General features: G+C 64.1%; 18 protein-coding genes. 4 read left to right on the top strand and 14 right to left on the bottom strand.

All coding sequences use genetic code 11. The features are described 5' to 3' along the window. The first annotated feature begins 12 nt into the window (after positions 1-12). Entirely contained in the window at positions 13-471 is a 459-nt protein-coding gene (locus HGK27_RS01185; RefSeq protein ID WP_206238060.1) for a DUF2793 domain-containing protein, read from the top strand. 177 nt (positions 472-648) lie between these two features. Further along, complete coding sequence (locus HGK27_RS01180) at positions 649-1,776, top strand: OmpA family protein (protein ID WP_206238058.1); 1,128 nt, start codon at positions 649-651, stop codon at positions 1,774-1,776. Between the two features lie 93 nt (positions 1,777-1,869). Here the strand turns inward: HGK27_RS01180 and queC are convergent, their stop codons facing one another. The 5 genes from queC to HGK27_RS31265 form a co-directional block, all read right to left on the bottom strand. Then, positions 1,870-2,574: a 7-cyano-7-deazaguanine synthase QueC gene (gene queC, locus HGK27_RS01175; RefSeq protein WP_206238056.1), complete on the bottom strand. Its 705-nt coding sequence runs from the start codon at positions 2,572-2,574 to the stop codon at positions 1,870-1,872. Positions 2,575-2,685: 111 nt separating this feature from the next. Then, positions 2,686-3,558 carry an Hsp33 family molecular chaperone HslO gene (gene hslO / locus HGK27_RS01170; RefSeq protein WP_206242670.1) on the bottom strand — a complete coding sequence of 291 codons (873 nt, stop codon included), beginning with the start codon at positions 3,556-3,558 and terminating at the stop codon, positions 2,686-2,688. 26 nt (positions 3,559-3,584) lie between these two features. Continuing rightward, entirely contained in the window at positions 3,585-4,517 is a 933-nt protein-coding gene (argF, locus tag HGK27_RS01165) for an ornithine carbamoyltransferase (RefSeq protein ID WP_206238054.1), read from the bottom strand. Next, positions 4,517-5,704, bottom strand: a complete 1,188-nt coding sequence (locus HGK27_RS01160; RefSeq protein ID WP_206238052.1) for an aspartate aminotransferase family protein — start codon at positions 5,702-5,704, stop codon at positions 4,517-4,519. The genes argF and HGK27_RS01160 overlap by 1 nt, the downstream gene beginning before the upstream one ends. A gap of 251 nt (positions 5,705-5,955) precedes the next feature. Beyond that, positions 5,956-6,552 carry a cold-shock protein gene (locus HGK27_RS31265; protein ID WP_274617147.1) on the bottom strand — a complete coding sequence of 199 codons (597 nt, stop codon included), beginning with the start codon at positions 6,550-6,552 and terminating at the stop codon, positions 5,956-5,958. A gap of 318 nt (positions 6,553-6,870) precedes the next feature. Here HGK27_RS31265 and HGK27_RS01150 point away from each other — a divergent pair, with 318 nt between their 5' ends. Further along, positions 6,871-7,302: a TIGR01244 family sulfur transferase gene (locus HGK27_RS01150; RefSeq protein WP_206238050.1), complete on the top strand. Its 432-nt coding sequence runs from the start codon at positions 6,871-6,873 to the stop codon at positions 7,300-7,302. 310 nt (positions 7,303-7,612) lie between these two features. On the opposite strand, the gene HGK27_RS01145 is transcribed toward HGK27_RS01150, so the two are convergent. From HGK27_RS01145 to rpmI, 9 genes are all read right to left on the bottom strand, one after another. Further along, the gene (locus HGK27_RS01145; RefSeq protein WP_206238047.1) at positions 7,613-9,025 is read right to left on the bottom strand and encodes an ammonium transporter; all 1,413 of its coding nucleotides are present in this window, start codon (positions 9,023-9,025) and stop codon (positions 7,613-7,615) included. Positions 9,026-9,054: 29 nt separating this feature from the next. Next, positions 9,055-9,393: a P-II family nitrogen regulator gene (locus HGK27_RS01140; protein ID WP_110870478.1), complete on the bottom strand. Its 339-nt coding sequence runs from the start codon at positions 9,391-9,393 to the stop codon at positions 9,055-9,057. 262 nt (positions 9,394-9,655) lie between these two features. Beyond that, positions 9,656-11,191: a peptide chain release factor 3 gene (locus HGK27_RS01135; RefSeq protein ID WP_206238045.1), complete on the bottom strand. Its 1,536-nt coding sequence runs from the start codon at positions 11,189-11,191 to the stop codon at positions 9,656-9,658. Positions 11,192-11,277: 86 nt separating this feature from the next. Next, positions 11,278-12,159 carry an aldose 1-epimerase family protein gene (locus HGK27_RS01130; protein ID WP_206238042.1) on the bottom strand — a complete coding sequence of 294 codons (882 nt, stop codon included), beginning with the start codon at positions 12,157-12,159 and terminating at the stop codon, positions 11,278-11,280. A gap of 70 nt (positions 12,160-12,229) precedes the next feature. Next, positions 12,230-14,617, bottom strand: coding sequence for a phenylalanine--tRNA ligase subunit beta (pheT, locus tag HGK27_RS01125; RefSeq protein WP_206238040.1), 2,388 nt, complete (start codon positions 14,615-14,617; stop codon positions 12,230-12,232). A 15-nt stretch (positions 14,618-14,632) separates the two neighbouring features. Further along, a complete protein-coding gene (gene pheS, locus HGK27_RS01120; protein WP_206238039.1) occupies positions 14,633-15,739 on the bottom strand; it encodes a phenylalanine--tRNA ligase subunit alpha in 1,107 nt (368 codons plus the stop codon). A 98-nt stretch (positions 15,740-15,837) separates the two neighbouring features. Beyond that, complete coding sequence (locus HGK27_RS01115) at positions 15,838-16,734, bottom strand: helix-turn-helix domain-containing protein (protein ID WP_206238037.1); 897 nt, start codon at positions 16,732-16,734, stop codon at positions 15,838-15,840. Between the two features lie 160 nt (positions 16,735-16,894). Further along, a complete protein-coding gene (rplT, locus tag HGK27_RS01110; protein WP_068094379.1) occupies positions 16,895-17,257 on the bottom strand; it encodes a 50S ribosomal protein L20 in 363 nt (120 codons plus the stop codon). Positions 17,258-17,270: 13 nt separating this feature from the next. Next, a complete protein-coding gene (gene rpmI, locus HGK27_RS01105) occupies positions 17,271-17,474 on the bottom strand; it encodes a 50S ribosomal protein L35 (protein WP_068094383.1) in 204 nt (67 codons plus the stop codon). 407 nt (positions 17,475-17,881) lie between these two features. Here rpmI and HGK27_RS01100 point away from each other — a divergent pair, with 407 nt between their 5' ends. Then, complete coding sequence (locus tag HGK27_RS01100; protein WP_206238035.1) at positions 17,882-18,058, top strand: (2Fe-2S)-binding protein; 177 nt, start codon at positions 17,882-17,884, stop codon at positions 18,056-18,058. The last annotated feature ends 74 nt before the right edge of the window (positions 18,059-18,132 follow it).

Here is an 18,132-nt window from a genome sequence, read left to right as displayed (position 1 = left end):
GAAGGATGTTCCATGACGGATGCGATCACCTTTTCCGCCGCCAGCCCGCGTCTGGGCCTGCCCCTGCTCTATGCCGGACAGGCCCAGAAAGAGGCCTTCGTCAATGAGTCCTGTGCCCGACTGGATGCCGCCGTGCATTGTGCCATCGAGGGGATCGCCGCCACGCCGCCTGCCACTCCGGTCGAGGGCAGCAGCTGGCTGGTGGCCACCCCGGCCAGCGGTGACTGGGCGGGCCAGGATGGCTGCATCGCCGCGCGACAGGCCGGCAACTGGTTGTTTCTGCTGCCCTTCGATGGTTTACGTATTTTTAACAGGGCCTCGCAGCAGTTTTCGCATTACGACGGGGGATGGAAGATGGCACCCGTCGTATCTCTGCCCCAGAACGGCACAATGATCGACAATGAGGCGCGAAGCACCCTTGCCAATCTGGTTGCCGCATTGCAGACTGCTGGCATTCTACCACGATCCTGATCCGGTATGTCTGTTCCAGGGGCGGAACCGGATTTTACAGGCCGCAACATAGCTGCAAGCTGCCGGGAACGCGGCATTTTTGCAACAGTGCAGGATTTTTCGCGGCTTGCGTGTAACCAATGAAGTGGATAGACATTTCCCCAATCGGTGGCCTCCACATTGAAAGGGGAATTTATAATGCGCAGACTAGCCCTAGGTTTGGCGCTAGCCTCGACCGCCCTTGCCACGCCCGCTCTGGCGCGTGACAAGTCCTGGTACGTCGAAGGTGATGCCGGTGCGACGATCGTTGAGAGCAATCGCGTCGTGAACATCAACGCCAGCCAGCCCGCTGGCGGCAGCACCGTCGGTTACTTCAACACCAAGACCGGCTACGATTTCGGTGGCATCATCGGTTATGACTTCGGTCCCTTCCGTCTGGAAACCGAAGCCAGCTACCGTCGCGCTTCGGCCAAGAAGTTCACCACCAACGCTGGTACGGTGTATGACTCGGCCAACAACCAGGCTTCGGGCGGCACCGGCGTGCTCAGCTTCATGGCCAACGGCCTGCTGGACTTCGGTCCCGATGACGGCCTGCAGGGCTTCGTCGGCGGCGGTGTCGGCGTGGCGCGCGTCAAGAACGCGATCTACACCGCTGCTCCGTTCAACAACGGTGGCGTGAACGACTCCTCGTCGGGCTTCGCCTATCAGGCGATCGCGGGTATCCGCGCTCCGCTCAGCAAGCATGTCGATCTGGGTCTGAAGTATCGCTACTTCGCCGCTTCGGGCGCGAACCACTTCGTCAGCCTGCAGGGCAACCCCTTCGTCGAGCGTTTCCACTCGCACTCGCTGCTGGCCACGCTGACCTACAACTTCGGGTCGCCGACGCCTCCGCCGCCGCCCCCGCCGCCCCCGCCGCCGCCTCCCCCGCCGCCGCCTCCGCCGCCCCCTCCGCCTCCGCCGCCCCCGGCTCCGGTGTGCAACAAGGGCCCCTACATCGTGTTCTTCGATTGGGATAAGTCGGACATCACGCCTCAGGCTGCCACCATTCTGGACAGCGCGATCCAGGCCTATGGCAACTGCGGTTCGGCGGCGATCTCGCTGGCCGGCTACACCGACCGCTCGGGCACGCCCAAGTACAACCTGGGTCTCTCGGCCCGTCGTAACGCCTCGGTGCGTGCTTACCTCACCTCGCATGGCGTGGCTGACGGCACCATCTCGAGCACCGCTTACGGCGAAGCCAACCCCCGCGTTCCGACCGCCGACGGCGTGCGCGAACTGCAGAACCGTCGCGTGGAAATCACCTACGGTCCGGGTTCGGGCAACTAAGCTCGGTACAGGCTACCAACAGGAAAGGGGCCGGAGAAATCCGGCCCCTTTTTTGGTGTCCAGCGCTGCCGTTACCGGCGAGCGGTCATGGCTTCAGGCCGGGCGGTGCGCGTAAGGCAGGGGATCGACCAGACCGGCCTGCTCGAAGCCAGCCAGACGCAGGCGGCAGGAATCGCACAAGCCACAAGCCTTGCCATCCGGCTGCGGATCGTAGCAGGACCAGCTCATGCCGGCGTCCAGCCCCAAACGGTCCGCTTCCTGAGCGATCTGCGCCTTGGTCATATGCTGCAAAGGCGCCTGAATGCGGAAACCGGCGCCTTGCGCCCCGGCCTTGGTCGCCAGATCGGCCAGCTTTTCAAAGCCTTCAATGAACTCCGGGCGGCAATCGGGATAGCCCGAATAATCCAGCGCATTCACGCCGATGAAGATGTCCTTCGCGCCCACCGCCTCGGCCCAGGCCAGCGTCAGCGAGAGGAACACCAGATTGCGCGCGGGCACATAGGTGACGGGAATATCATCGCCCACGCCCTCCTTGGGCACATCGATGGCGTCGGTCAGCGCCGAGCCGCCGAACTGCCGCAGATCGAGCGGCAGCACCACATGCTTCACCGCGCCCAGATGCGCGGCCAGCTGCGTGGCGGAGTCCAGCTCGCGGCGATGCCGCTGATTGTAGTCGATGGTCAGCGCATAGAGGCTGTAACCGGCCTCGCGCGCCAGCCCAGCCGACACCATCGAGTCCAGCCCGCCCGACAGCAGCACCACGGCTTTCTTGTCGCCAGGTTTGGGGGGATTGGTCATCATCATTCCTTGTCACATCACGGCGCCCTGCATCAGCAGGACGCCGGATGGTCATGGAACAATCGCCCGGCCCGGGCCAGAGCATTTTCGGCAACAGGGCTGCCGAAAGGATCACAGCTCGATCGGGAACACCTTCGAGCAGAAGGCGCAATCGACCAGAATGGCACCCGCCTCATCGCGCATGGCGTCCAGTTCTTCCTCCGGGAAGCGGCCCAGCACCGTCTTGTAATAGTCGGCGCTGCAACGGCAGCCGCGCGAGAGAGCCGTGGTCTCCAGCAGGCGCACCTCGTCCTCTTCATGGAACAGGCGCCAGATCAGATCGTCGAGGCCAAGCTTGGGGTCAACCAGCTCCTTGCCCGTCATGGAGCCTGCCAGCGCGGCGACATGCTCCCAATGCGGATGGTTCATCCGCACATGCAGACGCTCGCGCCCTTCCTCGCCATCAGGCAGATGCTGGATCAGCAGACCGCCCGCCACGCAGGCCTCGCCCTCCACATCCAGACCGATGCGGATCAGCGTCGGCACCTGCTCGGACTGGGCGAAATAGGCTTCGCAGACCCGCGCCAAGGAGCTGCCCTCCAGCGGCACCACGCCCTGATAGCGCTTGCCCGTCGCCGCCAGATCGAAGGTGATCGCCAGATAGCCCTTCTCTCCGAAGAGATCCTGAAGCGTCTCGCGACCCTCCAGCGCGGCCAGCCGCTCGGCATCATGGCGGACATAGCCGCGCAATTCACCCAGCCGGTAATCGCAAACCAGCAGATCGATCACGCCATTCTCGGCCTGAACCTGAAGCGTGAGCTGGCAGCCCTCATCCTTGAGCAGCGTGCCCATCATGGCCGAGAGTACCAGCGCCTCGCCCAGCAGACGGCGCAGCACCGGGGGATAGTCATGCGCCGCCAGAATGGCATGCAGCGAGGGCCCCAGACGGATCACCCGCCCGCGCGCATCGCGCGAGGGAATGGTGAAGGGCAGGACTTCATCCATGCCCTTCACGGTCTCTTCGTCAAAGATCACAGCGCACCCAGCGCCCAGAGCAGCACTGACTTCTGGGCGTGAATGCGGTTCTCCGCCTCATCCCAGACCAGCGAGCGCGGACCATCGATCACCGCATCGGTGACCTCTTCGCCGCGATGCGCGGGCAGGCAGTGCAGGAACCATGCGTCCGAAGCGGCTGCGGCCATCACGGCATCATTGACCTGATAGGGCTCCATCGCGGCGATCACCGCCTCGCCGCCCGGCTGGCCCATCGACACCCATGTGTCGGTGACCACCACCTGAGCGCCCTTGGCGGCTTCCAGCGGGTCTTGCGTGAGGGTGATGCTGACACCCGCCTCACGCGCGCGGGCCACGAAACCGGCATCGGGCTCAAAGCCCGCCGGAATCCCTGCGCGGATGTTGAAGCCCAGCAGGCCGGCGGCCTCGATCAGCGAATGCAGCACATTGTTGCCATCGCCCAGCCAGGCCAGCTCCATGCCCTTCAGATTCACGCCCTGCTCCTGCAAGGTGAGCAGATCGGCCATGATCTGGCAGGGGTGCGACTGGTCCGTCAGGCCGTTGATCACGGGAACGCTGGCGTAATGCGCCAACTCCTCGATCTTGGCGTGATCGTTGGTGCGGATCATGATGGCATCGACCATGCGGCTGAGCACACGCGCGGTGTCGGCGATGGTCTCGCCGCGCCCCAACTGCATGCCGCCCGCCTCCATCACGATCGAGCTGCCGCCCAGCTGGCGGATCGCCATATCGAAGGAGACGCGGGTGCGGGTCGAGTTCTTTTCGAAGATCATCGCCAGCACGCGGTCGGCCAGCGGCGCATCGGCATCGACGCGCCCCTTGGGCCAGCTGGCGCGGGCCTGCTTGCGCGATCCGGCATCGGCCAGAATGGCGCGCAGCGCCTCCGGCCCGGCATCGGCCAGATTCAGGAAATGCCTCAGATCGCCCATCACACCGCCTCCGGCTGATAGGAGGCCGCGCCCGCCGAGAGCTTCTCCATAAACTCATCGATATGGCTCTCGTCGATTACCAGCGGCGGGAAAACGCGCATGGTCTGATCGCCCGCCGACACGGTGAGCAGCTGGTGATTGTCACGCAGATGGGCCACGAAAGGCCGCGGCTCGATCTTCAGCTTCAGGCCCATCAGCAACCCGCGACCGCGCACGGCCTCGAAGATCTCGGGATAGTTGCCGATGAACTGCTCCAGACGGGCGGTCATCTTGGCGCCCATGTCGCGGACATGCGCCAGAAATTCGTCATTGGCCACGGCGTCCAGCACCGCTTCGGCAGCGGCCATGGCCAGCGGGTTGCCGCCATAGGTCGAACCGTGCGTGCCCGCGACCATGCCGCGCGCGGCCTTTTCGCTGGCAAGGCAAGCGCCCAGCGGGAAGCCGCCGCCGATGCCCTTGGCGGTCGACATGATGTCCGGCACGGCGCCAAGCTGCTCATAGGCATAGAAGGTGCCGGTGCGGGCCACGCCGGTCTGCACCTCGTCAAACACCAGCATCAGATCCTGCTCGTCGCACAGGGCGCGCAGGCCGGGCAGGAAGTCCTCCGAAGGCACCTTGATGCCGCCCTCGCCCTGAATCGGCTCGACCAGGAAACCGGCGGTGTTCGGGCCGATGGCAGCCTTCGCGGCCTCCAGATTGCCGAACTCGACATATTTGAAGCCGGGCAGCAGGGGCAGGAAGCCCTTATGCATCTTTTCCTGATTGGAGGCGCTGATCGTGCCAAGCGTGCGGCCATGGAAGGCATCGACGAAGGTGATCAGCTCATACTTGTGATCATTGCCGACATGCTGGTGATAGGCGCGCGCGGTCTTGATCGCGCATTCCACCGCCTCGGCACCCGAATTGGTGAAGAACACCGTGTCGGCGAAGGTCAGATCGACCAGACGCTTGGCCAGGCTTTCCTGATGCGGGCTGCCATAGAGATTGGAGACGTGCATCAGCGTGGCGGCCTGCTGCTGGATGGCGCCGATCAGCCCTTCATGGCTGTGGCCCAGCAGGTTCACCGCGATGCCGCTGGCAAAGTCGAGATATCGGCGGCCGTCCTCGCCGATCAGATGGCAGTGTTCACCGCGCACGGGCCGAAAGGCGGTCCGGGGGTAAACAGGCATCAGAGGCGAAATCGACATGCTACGTTCCTTTACTCAGACCTTCATTGCCAACGCGGCATTAGCTTGCGGCAACGTGAGGATGGGTGCTGATTCTCACGGAAAAGAGATGCTGCGTGACAGCATCATGACGGAAACGACAAATGGCGGCTTCCCCGGATGCGAATCCTGGGGAAGCCGCCATTTGCGCGTATTTATGGTGTCGCTGTATCTCCGTCAAACCCGGAGTGTGACTCCGGGCCTGACTTTACCGAGATAGCAAACGAACGGTGTCAGCCCTGACGCGGCACCAGGTTGACAGCCGAGTACTTGCCTCGGCGGTCCACCTCGATGTCGAACTCCAGGCGATCGCCCTCGTTCAGCTCGCGCATGCCCGAGCGCTCAACGGCGCTGATGTGCACGAAAGCGTCCGGCTGGCCGTCGTCACGCGTGATGAAGCCGAAGCCCTTCATCGCGTTGAAGAACTTGACCGTGCCGGTGGCCTTGTCACCCGTCAGCTGACGCTGGGGAGCAGCAGGCTCGCGCTTGGCCACGGCGATGACATCGCCGACCACGACCAGATCGCTGGCCGAAATCTTGCCGCCGCGATCGACGAGCGTGAATTCCAGGCCCTGACCTTCAGCCAGACCTTCCAGGCCGGCGCGCTCAACCGCGCTGATGTGCACGAACACATCTTCGCCGCCGTCTTCGCGCTGAATGAAGCCGAAGCCCTTCTGGCCGTTGAAGAACTTGACGACGCCCTTGCCCTGGCCAACGACCTGGGCAGGCATACCGCCGCCACCGCCGCCGCCGAAGGGGTCGAAGCCCTCCTCGCCAAATCCGTCGCGCTTGTCCCGGCCCCGGCCGCGACGCCCTCTATCAAAACTCATATACCCGAAAGAACCTTCGCTTCGCCCCGATCGATCGTGCCCGGCGCCTGGACGAAACGCACCGTGCAACAGGGCCAGGCGCCATGCGACAGCACAGTCCTTTCCTCTGCATTTTTCGACATACCCCAAAAATTGCGGCAGTGCGAACAGATTCCGCATCTCTCATTCAGATTCGTGACAATCGGTTTACAGCCTGCGGTCACTTGCGAGTCGTACCCCATGCCCGGGCGTACCGGCACCTTGCCAGCGGGGTCTTCCGCTGGCATGCCGATGGGGTTTACGGGCTATCAGGCCCGGCTTGTGATAAGGACAAAGCCGATGTTTCGCCAGCTGACCGACACGATTCTGGTAAGCCCCCAGATCGATACCGACGATCTTGCCGAAGCCGTGAAGCTGGGCGTGAAGCATATCATCAACAACCGCCCCGAAGGCGAAAGCGACGATCAGACGCCGGGCGCGGTGATCGAACAGGCCGCCAAGGATGCGGGCCTGACCTATATCGCGATTCCCGTCGGCCATGGCGGTTTCAGCGAAGGGCAGGTTCAGGCCATGGCGGAGACGCTGGCCGGGGCTCAGGGCCCGATTCTGGCCTATTGCCGCTCGGGCACGCGCTCGACGCTGCTCTGGGCGCTGGCCCGCGCCAGCGAGGGCGCCACCGCGGATGAGCTGGCCCCCATCGCCCATGCTGCCGGTTACGACATCACCCCGGTGCGCCCGCTCGTCGATATGCTGAGCGGCAAGGCGGGCTAAGCCCCCCCCCTTCTCCATCACATACACGCAAAGCCCGGTCCGCAACGGCCGGGCTTTTTGCTGCGCTGAGTCTGTCTGAAAATCCGGCAAAAGAGCCGGATTTTGGCGGCACCGGCCCGCTCCCCCGCCCGGCCTCCCACAGGATACTTGCCGTTGGGCGACCGGGCGGGGGAGCGGGCTGGTACCGCGCACGAAAAGAGGGCCGGAGCGGCTGGCTCCGGCCCTTTAAGTTTTTGTCCGCAGGAGGAACATCTGGTGGCGGGACCAGGAAGGAGGAGGAAGAAGCCCCGATCCCGCCGAACTTGAAAACTTAGCTGTTGTAGGCGCGCTCACCGTGCTCGGTGATGTCCAGACCTTCACGCTCGGCTTCCTCGGTGGGACGCAGGCCGATGGTCTTGTCGATCACGAAGAGCAGCACAGCGGTGACCACGCCGGACCACACCAGCGTGATGCCGACAGCCTCAGCCTGGGTGATGACCTGGCCCATCGTGTCCCAGGCGCCAGCCTTGGCGACGAAGCCCGAGTAATCGACCCAGCCCTGGCCGCCCAGCGCGGGGTTGGCCACGATGCCGGTGCCGATGGCGCCGATGATGCCGCCGATGCAGTGGACGCCGAAGACGTCCAGCGTATCGTCATACTTGAACTTGTTCTTCACGGTGGTGACGAAGAAGAAGCAGACCGGCGAGACGATCAGGCCCAGCACGATCGAGGTCATCGGCGCGCCGAAGCCCGAAGCGGGGGTGATGGCGACCAGACCGGCCACAGCACCCGAAGCAGCGCCCAGCATCGAGGGCTTGCCATGCACGATCTGCTCGATGACCGCCCAGCTGACCGCAGCGGCGCAGGTGGCGAGCATGGTGTTCACGAAGGCCACAGCGGCGACACCATTCGATTCAAGGTTCGAACCGGCGTTGAAGCCGAACCAGCCCACCCACAGCAGCGAGGCGCCGATCATGGTCATGGTCAGCGAGTGCGGCGGGGTGTTTTCCTTGCCGAAGCCCACGCGCTTGCCCAGCACGAGGCAGCCCACGAGACCAGCGATACCGGCGTTGATATGCACCACGGTGCCGCCGGCGAAGTCCAGCGCGCCCTTCAGATACAGGAAGCCGGCGTCATTGGGGCTGGCGTAGAGGAAGTCCGGGCCGGCCCAGTACCACACCATATGCGCGATGGGGTAATAGGCGAAGGTCGACCACAGCACGGTGAAGATGATCAGCGGCGTGAACTTGATGCGTTCCGCGAAAGAACCGATGAACAGCGCCGGGGTGATCATGGCGAAGGTCATCTGGAAGACGAAATAGGCCAGTTCGGGGATGTAGACGTTGTTCGAGAAGGTGGCGGCATAGGTGCCGCTGTTCACGCCCGCCATCAGCGCCTTGGAGAAGCCGCCGATGAACGGCGAGCCGCCGGTGAACACCAGCGAATAGCCATAGGTGGCCCACAGCAGGCCAGTGACCGAAACGATCATGAAGACCTGCATCAGCACGCTGAGCATGTTCTTGGCTCGGACCAGGCCGCCATAGAACAGGGCCAGGCCCGGGATGCTCATCATCAGCACCAGCACGGTGGACATCAGCATCCAGGTGGTGTCGCCCTTGTTCACCATATTGGCCTGCTGGGCCACGGTGGGGGCTTTAATCAGGGCGGCCTGAGCGAAGGCGGCACCGGAATAGCCAAGCGAGCCGCCCACCGCCGCGACGCCGCACATCATCTTGCGGATCATGGTGTTACCCTTCCAAAGTGAAGCGCCGCTCACAGCGCGGTGTCCCCGGTCTCGCCGGTGCGGATGCGGGTGGCCGAGGCCAGATCCAGCACGAAGATCTTGCCGTCACCGATGGCTTCGGTGCTGGCGCTCTGCTGGATGGTTTCGACGACGCGCGGCGCGAGCTCGTCGCTGGCGGCGATCTCGATCTTCACCTTGGGCAGCATATTCGTGGAATATTCCGCCCCGCGATAGATTTCGGTCTGCCCCTTTTGCCGACCAAACCCCTTCACCTCGGACACGGTCATACCGGCGACACCGAGGGCACCGAGGGCTTCACGCACCTCGTCGAGCTTGAACGGCTTGATGATGGCGATGATGAACTTCATGCCTATCCCCTAATAGCCAACCGGCGTGATGCCGGATGAACAGGGATAAGCACGAGGTGTGCCAGTTTACGATTCGTCAGGATTCACGGGACTGTCATCGATTCCATTCCTGTCGTGCAGGGATGGTTTCGCGCTCGAATCTTGCGCATCTGCTTAAATTTTAGGCAAAGCCGGGCCAAAATTATGCTCAGGCATCCGGCAAATGACTTAGCCGGGACCGGGCAGGGCTGGTTAACGCAAGCCCCCTGCCCGGATTTTGAGCTTAACGCTCCTTGGTAGCGCTGAAGGTCAGTTCGGGGTTTCGCTCCTGCTGGTAGGAGACATCCCAGGCCGAGCGGGCAAGGAAGACCATGCCGCCATCGCGATCCTTGGCCAGATTGGCCTTGTTGAACTCGGCAAAGTCTTTCAGCGCCGTGTCCGTGCCCTTCACCCAGCGCGCCGTATCGAAAGGCGCGCCTTCCAGCACGGCCTCCACCTTATACTCGGCCTCAAGGCGCGAGATCAGCACGTCGAGCTGCAGCTGGCCCACCACGCCCACGATCCACTGCGCGCCGATTTCCGGATAGAACACCTGGATCACGCCCTCTTCGGAGAGGTCATCGAGCGCCTTGCGCAGCTGCTTGGTCTTGGTGGGGTCCTTCAGCGCCACGCGGCGCAGGATTTCCGGCGCGAAATTGGGCAGGCCGGTGAAGCGCACCTTGTTCGCCTCGGACAAAGTATCGCCCACCCGCAGCGTGCCGTGGTTGGGAATGCCGATGATATCGCCCGGCTCGGCCGAATCGGCGATCTCGCGGTCCTGCGCGAAGAAGAGGATGGGCGAGTGGATCGCGATGGGCTTGCCCAGCGCGCTCGGCGTCAGCTTCATGCCGCGCTTGAAGGTGCCCGAGACCAGACGCATGAAGGCGATACGGTCGCGGTGCATCGGGTCCATATTGGCCTGCACCTTGAAGATGAAGCCGGTCACTTCGCCATTGGTGGGGTCGATGGTGCCCGCCTCGCTGGGCTGCGGGCGCGGCGGCGGCGCGATACGGGCAATCGCCTCGATCAGCTCGGCCACGCCGAAATTCTTGAGCGCCGAGCCGAAGAACACCGGCGTCAGATCGCCATGGCGATAGGCTTCCAGATCGAATTCGGGATAGCCCGCCTGCCCCAGCTCGATCTCCTCGGCGAATTCTTCGGGCACCGGCTGATGATCGACCGTGCCGAGAAATTCGCGCGAATCGCCTTCGGGGCGGCTGATGCGCCCGCTGGCCAGATCGAGAATGCCCTCGAAGGTGCCGCCCATGCCGACCGGCCACGATTGCGGCGAAACGTCCAGCGCCAGCGCATCAGCCACCTCATCGAGGATCTCGAAGACACTGCGCCCCTCGCGGTCCACCTTGTTGACGAAGGTGATGATCGGCACATTGCGCATGCGGCACACTTCGAACAGCTTGCGCGTCTGCGGCTCGATGCCCTTGGCGGCGTCGATCACCATGATCGCCGAATCCACCGCCGTCAGCGTGCGATAGGTGTCTTCGGAAAAGTCCTCGTGGCCCGGCGTGTCGAGCAGGTTGAAGGTGATATGCCCCAGCCCGTCGAAATCCCGCGCGAAGGTCATCACCGAGGAGGTGACCGAAATGCCGCGCTGCTGCTCGATCTTCATCCAGTCCGAACGGGCACGGCGGGCCGCGCCGCGCGCCTTCACCTGACCCGCCAGATGGATCGCGCCGCCGTTGAGCAGCAGCTTTTCGGTCAGCGTGGTTTTGCCCGCGTCGGGGTGGGAGATGATGGCGAAGGTGCGGCGGCTGGAACTCATGGCGCGCGCCTCTACCCTTTGCGGGGGCCCGCGTCCATGATGAATGGAACGCGGCGCCTATCCCGCCGAGAGACAGGCGCCTTCGCTCATGCCGGGCGGACCGTCACCTCCATGCGATAGCTGCGCGACTGGCCGGGCTCGATGGTGACCACGCCGGGCTTATCCGTGAAATCGCCCGCGAAGCCCTGAGGATCGGCATGGCCCTGCCATGGCTCGATGCAGAGGTAATGCGCGCCCGGCACCTGCCACAGGCCAAGCGCAGGCGTATCGGGAAAGCTGACATCCAGCCATGTGCCGCCATCCGCGCCATAGGAGAGCGCATGGCTGTGGATGTGATCCCAGATCGCCGCATCCTGCTCGAAAAGATCAGGAGAAAGCGCCAGATCGCGGCCTTTCACAGGGGTTGCCTCTTTTTCAGGCAGCAGCTGGCCGGTGGCCTTGTCCACGCGGCGCAGGTCCTCGGGTTCGTCCTTGGCAAAGACAATCCTATGCGCCTCCTTGGCTGCACCGCCCGGCAGCGGCCAGGCGAAGGCCGGGTGATAGCCGAAGCTGAAGGGCATATCGTGATCGCCCGCATTGGTGATGGTGGCGGCCATATGCAGCGTCTGGCCGCTGAGGCGGAAGGCCATCGCCAGCTTGAAGGCGAAGGGATAGATCTTGCGGCTGTCCTCGCTGTCGCTCAGGCCGAAGACGACGAAATCATCCTCGACCGCCAGAACCTCGAAGGTCTGGCGGCGGGCAAAGCCGTGGCGGGGGAGATGATAGGTTTGATCGCCCAGCCGGTAGCTGTCATCCACCAGACTGCCGACGATGGGGAACAGCAGCGGGGCGTGGCCGGTCCAGAAGGCGGGATCGGCATCGGTCATGTAACGGGCGCCATCGGCACCATCGAGCGACCACAGTTCCGCGCCGAGCGGGTTGATCCGGGCTGTCAGCGCGCCCGAGGTGATCGAAATCAGGTCATTCATAAACCGTCCCCTTTGCAGCGCCAAACTGGAGGTTGGCACCGCAAAGGGCAAGGTCATGATAACAAAAGTTTCAGGCGCGCAGCACGGCGTCCTGCTTGGCGGCAGCGACCACCACCTTGTCGGCGATGGCCTTCAGATCGGCATCGGTGAAGCTCTTCTCGCCGGGCTGGAGGGTGATTTCGATGGCCAGACTCTTATGGCCCTCGGGCACGCCCTGCCCACGGAAGTCATCGAAGACGCGGGCGGCCACGATGGTCGCCTTGTCGGCCCCGCGCACCGCGCGCAGCACATCGCCCGCCGCACGGCCCACCGGCACGAGGAAGGCGAAATCGCGCTTCACCGCCTGAAGCGCGGGCGGCGCATAGTTGACGCGCGCGAAACCGGCGGCGCCCTTCTTGGCGGGGATGGCATCGAGATAAATCTCGGCCACCGCGACCGGCGCGTCGATGTCGAAGGCCTTCAGCGTGGCGGGATGCAGCACGCCGAAGCGCGCCAGCACATTCTTGGGCCCAAGGCGCAAGGTGGCCGACTGGCCGGGATGGAACTGCGGCCCGGCCTCGCCCATCAGCTGCAGGCTCTCGACCGGAGCCCCGGCCTGAGCCAGCAGCGCCACGGCTTCGGCCTTGGCGTCGAAGGCGTCGAAGCTCTGCGGCTTGCCGCTGGCCCAGCCGCGCGGGGTCTTTTCACCCACCAGCACCACGGCCAGAGTCAGCTTTTCATCGCTGCGGCCATCTTGCCCGCGCAGATAACGCCGGCCGATCTCGAACAGGCGCAGGCCGGTGGCCCCACGCGCCAGATTGCGGCGCGCGGCAGAGAGCAGCCCCGGCAGCAGCGAGGGGCGCATGGCCTTGAGGTCTTCGCTGATCGGGTTGGAGAGCACCCACAGATCGCCAGCAGCGAAATGCTCGGCCTCGGGCACGGGCAGGAAGGACCAGGTGACGGCCTCGTTCAGACCGCGCGCGGCGGCAGCGCGGCGCACGCGGCGCTCCAGCTTCTGGGCCGGGGTCGCCGTGGGGCGGGCAACGCCATCGGCGCGGGGCAGAGGCACGCTCTCCACCTTGTCGATGCCGTGGATGCGGACCACTTCCTCGACGATATCGGGCGCGCCATCCACATCGGGGCGCCAGCCGGGCACGGTGACCGACCAGTCATCGGCAGCCACAAAGCCCAGAGCGGCCAGAATGCGCTTCTGCTCATCGCCGGGGATGGCCACGCCACCCAGCGTCTCGGCCAGCTTGGGATCATAGGCGACAACCTTGGGCGTGGCAGGCGCTTCACCAGCGCGAACCACTTCCGAAGCCTCACCACCGCAAATCTCCAGCACCAGACCCGTCAGGAGATCGAGGCCGGTGTCGAGGAAGGCCGGATCGACGCCACGTTCGAAACGGCTGCGCGCGTCGGAAGTAAGGTTCAGCTTGCGGCCCGTGGCTGCGATGCGCTCGGGGTTGAAATAGGCGATTTCCAGCAGGACATCGGTGGTGTCATCCGCGCAGCCCGAATGCTCGCCGCCCATAATGCCGGCGATGTCATGCACACCAGCGTCATCAGCGATCACCGTCATCCCGGCGTCGAGCGTGTAGTCCTTGCCGTTGAGGGCCAGACAGGTCTCGCCATCCTTGGCGGCGCGCGCGCGCATCGGGCCGGTCAGCTTGCCCAGATCATAGACATGCGCCGGACGGCCATAGGTGAACATCAGATAGTTGGTGAGATCGACCAGCGCCGAAATCGGGCGCTGGCCCGCGCTCTTGAGGCGCTCCTGCAGCCAGTCCGGGCTTGGGCCGTTCTTCACGCCCCGGATCACGCGGCCATGATAGGCCGGGCAAGCCACGGCTTCCTCGATGAGGATCTCCACCGGGCAGGGGAAGCTGCCCGCGATGCCGGGTGCAGCGATGGGCTTCAACGTGCCGAGGCCAACCGCCGCCAGATCGCGCGCAATGCCATAGACGCCCATGCAATCCGGGCGGTTGGGGGTGATGGCGATGTCGAACACCGGATCGGCGCCGTGATAGTCGGCGAAAGCGGTGCCAACGGGCGCGTCCTCGGGCAGTTCGATGATGCCGTCATGGCCCTCGCCCAGCTCCAGCTCGCGTAGCGAGCACATCATGCCGTTCGATTCGGTGCCGCGCACGGCGGCCACCTTCAGCACCATGCCATTGGCAGGCACGACCGCGCCGGGCAGACCCAGCACGCCGACCAGACCGGCGCGCGCATTGGGGGCGCCGCAAACGACCTGCAGAGGATCGCCCTCACCGGTGTCCACGGTCAGCACCTGCAGCTTGTCGGCATTGGGGTGCTGGGCGGCGGTGAGGATCTTGGCCACGCGGAAGCCTTTCAGCTTCTGCGCCGGATCCTCAATGCCTTCGACCTCAAGACCGACGGCGTTCAGGCCATCGGAGATCTGCTGGACGCTGGCATCGGTGTCGAGATGGGCCTTGAGCCACGAGAGAGAGAATTTCATTGGTCGCAGCCCTTCTTATGCGTTCACACCGACGCCACCCGACAGGGTGGGCACGTCCAGCGCGGAGAAGCCGTAGTGGCTCAACCAGCGCGCATCGCCATCGAAGAAGGCCCGCAAATCGTTCATCCCGTACTTCAGCATGGCGAGGCGATCGACGCCCACGCCAAAGGCAAAGCCCTGCCATTCCGCCGGATCATAGCCGCCCGCGCGCAGCACATGGGCGTTGACCATGCCGCTGCCCAGCAGCTCCATCCACGAATGGCCCGGCGCATCGCCGCTGCCGCCGACCACGCGGCGGCCATCCTGCCAGCTGTAGCCGGTGTCGACCTCGACCGAAGGCTCGGTGAAGGGGAAGTAGCTGGGGCGCAGGCGCAGCACGATGTCCTCGCGCTCGAAGAAGGCCTTCAGCAGCGTTTCCAGCGTCCACTTCAGATGGCCCAGATGGATGTCCTTGCCGATCACCAGACCTTCGATCTGATGGAACATCGGCGTGTGGGTGGCGTCGGAATCGCTGCGATAGACGCGGCCCGGCGCGATGATGCGCAAGGGCTGGTTGCCGCCCGCCGCCAGCATGGCGCGGATCTGCACCGGGCTGGTGTGGGTGCGCAGCACCATCTCGCGACCTTCTGCCGTGCGGTCAGGCAGATAGAAGGTGTCATGCATCGCGCGCGCCGGATGGCTCTCCGGCATGTTGAGCGCGGTGAAATTGTGCCAGTCGTCCTCGATCTCCGGCCCGCTGGCGACGGCAAAGCCCAGATCGGCGAAGATCTCGGCCAGCTCGTCCATCACCTGGCTGACGGGGTGGACGCTGCCCAGCGGCGCTTCGGGCGCGGGCAGGCTGAGGTCGATGGTCTCGGCGGCCAGCTTGCGCTCCAGCGCGGCAGCTTCCAGCTTGGCCTTGCCCTCGGCCAGCGCATCGGTGACGCTGGTGCGCAGCGCCTGAATGGCCACGCCCTGCGTCTGGCGCTCTTCGGGGCTCATCGCGCCCAGCGTCTTCATCAGGCCCGAGATCGAGCCCTGCTTGCCCAGAAACTCGACCCGCAGCGCCTCAACAGCGTCGAGGGTCTCCGCCGCGGCAATCTTGCCCAGCGCTTCGTTTCCAAGAGCATCCAAATCGATCATCAGCCTGTCCGGTATGTCTGCGGGGCGAAAAGGCCCCTGTTTCAGCCGGGCTCCTTACGGTGCCCGGCGAAGCAGTGCAATCCATTAGGCCTTCCCGGTTAGCGACTGCCCCCGCGTTGACCATCGGGCGTATCGAGCGCCTGCATCGCCGCGCCCGCCAGCCGTGCCCGCTCATTGACGATAGCGTCGAGGATCGGATGCTCCAGCTTACCGTATTGGCGCGGGGTCATGCCCATGAACTGGCGGAACTCGCGCACGAATTGCGCCTGATCATGGTAATGCCCATCGAGCGCGCCGATCCACTTGAGCGAGGGATCGAGCATGTACTGCGAAAGGCTGCGGATAAACCGCTGCCGCCGCAGCAGCAGCTTGGGCGAGAAGCCGAAGGCCTTCGCGCAGACCCGCTCCACCGTGCGATCGCTGGCACCGACCGTTTCGGCCAGCTGCGAGACGGTGGAGATATCGGGATCGACCAGCGCGGTGTGGATCGCCGTGATCCGTTCCTCATCGGCCAGCGGCGCCCCGGCCCGCGCCAGAAAATGCGCGGAGATGCGGGCCAGCTCACCCTCGATGTCAGGCTCGGGCCCGAAGAGCGTATCGGCCAGCGGGCGGAAACCGGCGAAAGCCTCATGCACCTGCCCGTCCACCACGGCATCGGCCAGCGTATCGGCCGGGGCGGCGACGAATTTGGCCCAGCCCGATGGCATCAGCCCGATGCCCCAGATGCGGCATGTGCCCACCTCGAAGCGCAGGGCACGCCCGCTGGGACCGGTGGCGGCGAAATCGACCTTATCGATCGTCTGGCCCTGATAGTTTTCAGCCGAAAGGCGTTCACCCGAATGGAAGCGCAGATTGGCCCATTCTGGATGTAAATAGTCGATCGCCCGCTCACCCTCGGGCACGTCAATTTCGGCCAGATAGAAGGTGGTGAAATAGCGACTCAGTTCAGCCGGGGGGCGGAAAAACCGAACTTGTACGTGGCAACGGCGCGACATCCGAAAAACTCCTGGTTTTTCTTATGACGTATGCCGTGTCAGGATTTTCAACAATTTGCAACAAATTCAATAACAAGAAAAGGCGCCGATCCGGATGGATCGACGCCTTGATCTTGTGCCGGGCAAAGATTGCCGAAGCAATCCCGCCGTTCCCAACCACTTACGCGGCGGGGAGAGCAGCCTTCGCCTGAGCGATAACGGCGGTGAACACGCCACCTTCGTTCATCGCCAGATCGGCCATGGCCTTGCGGTCCAGCTCGATGCCGGCCAGCTTCACGCCATGGATGAACTGCGAATAGGTCAGGCCTTCAGCGCGGACAGCCGCGTTGATACGCGTGATCCACAGGGCGCGGAAGGTGCGCTTCTTGACCTTGCGGTCACGGTAAGCGTACTGGCCAGCCTTTTCGACGGCCTGACGAGCGACGCGGATCGTATTCTTGCGGCGGCCGCGGTAACCCTTGGCCTGCTCCAGAATATTCTTATGCTTGGCGCGGGTGGTAACACCCCTCTTGACACGTGCCATACTTCAGTACTCCTCAGTTCAGCCCGTAGGGCGCCCACTTCTTGATCACCTTCGCATCGGCGTCGGAGATCACTTCGGTGCCGCGGTTCTGGCGGATGTACTTGGCGTTGTGGCTCATGAGGCGGTGACGCTTGCCAGCGACGCCATGCTTCACCTTGCCGGTGGCGGTGAGCTTGAAGCGCTTCTTAACGCCGCTCTTGGTCTTGAGCTTGGGCATTTTGGACTCCTTGGGTTCGCAGCTCGGTCAGCTCGCCGTGGCAGCCCTTGATGGCCAGGCGGGCCGACGAATCTCCGTAAAGAGACTCATCCGAGCCGGTTGAAGCGCGGGCCCTTACGGGCAAACAGGGGGATTGGCAAGCAAAGGAGTCGGTTTGCTGCATTTTCAGCATCCCGCACGCCACTGCGGTTCCAGCCCTCTCCCCCGGCCCGGCCATCCTAACGGTGGTATCCTATGGGTGGCCGGGCCGGGGGAGAGGGCTGGAACCGCCAAAATCCGGCTCTTTCGCCGGATTTTCAAATAGATCCTCAACTCACCGCAGTTTCTGCGAATCACATGCAAAAACCATTGCCAATGCGAACGCCTCGCATTAGAGAAGAGCCAACACCTGTTTTGCGGGCCATGCCATGTATATCTGCATCTGCAATGCCATTCGTGAAAAAGATCTGCGCTGCGCCGCGCGTTGCCAGGGTGGTGACGCCGAAACGCTCTATGAGGCGATGGGCCACACCCCCCGCTGCTGCCAGTGCCTTCACGATGCCGATGTGATCGTGGCCAATGAAAGGGCGTCCATCGCGGTCTGAGGGACGGGTCTCTCCGCCTCAATATCGCATATAATATCAAGCAGGGTGGATCACTCCGCCCTGTTTTGTCGTGC

The organism is Novosphingobium terrae, assembly GCF_017163935.1.
Classification (GTDB): Bacteria; Pseudomonadota; Alphaproteobacteria; order Sphingomonadales; family Sphingomonadaceae; genus Novosphingobium; species Novosphingobium terrae.
Note: the sequence above shows the minus strand (reverse complement) of the source record. Positions and strands in the feature narration are given on the sequence as shown.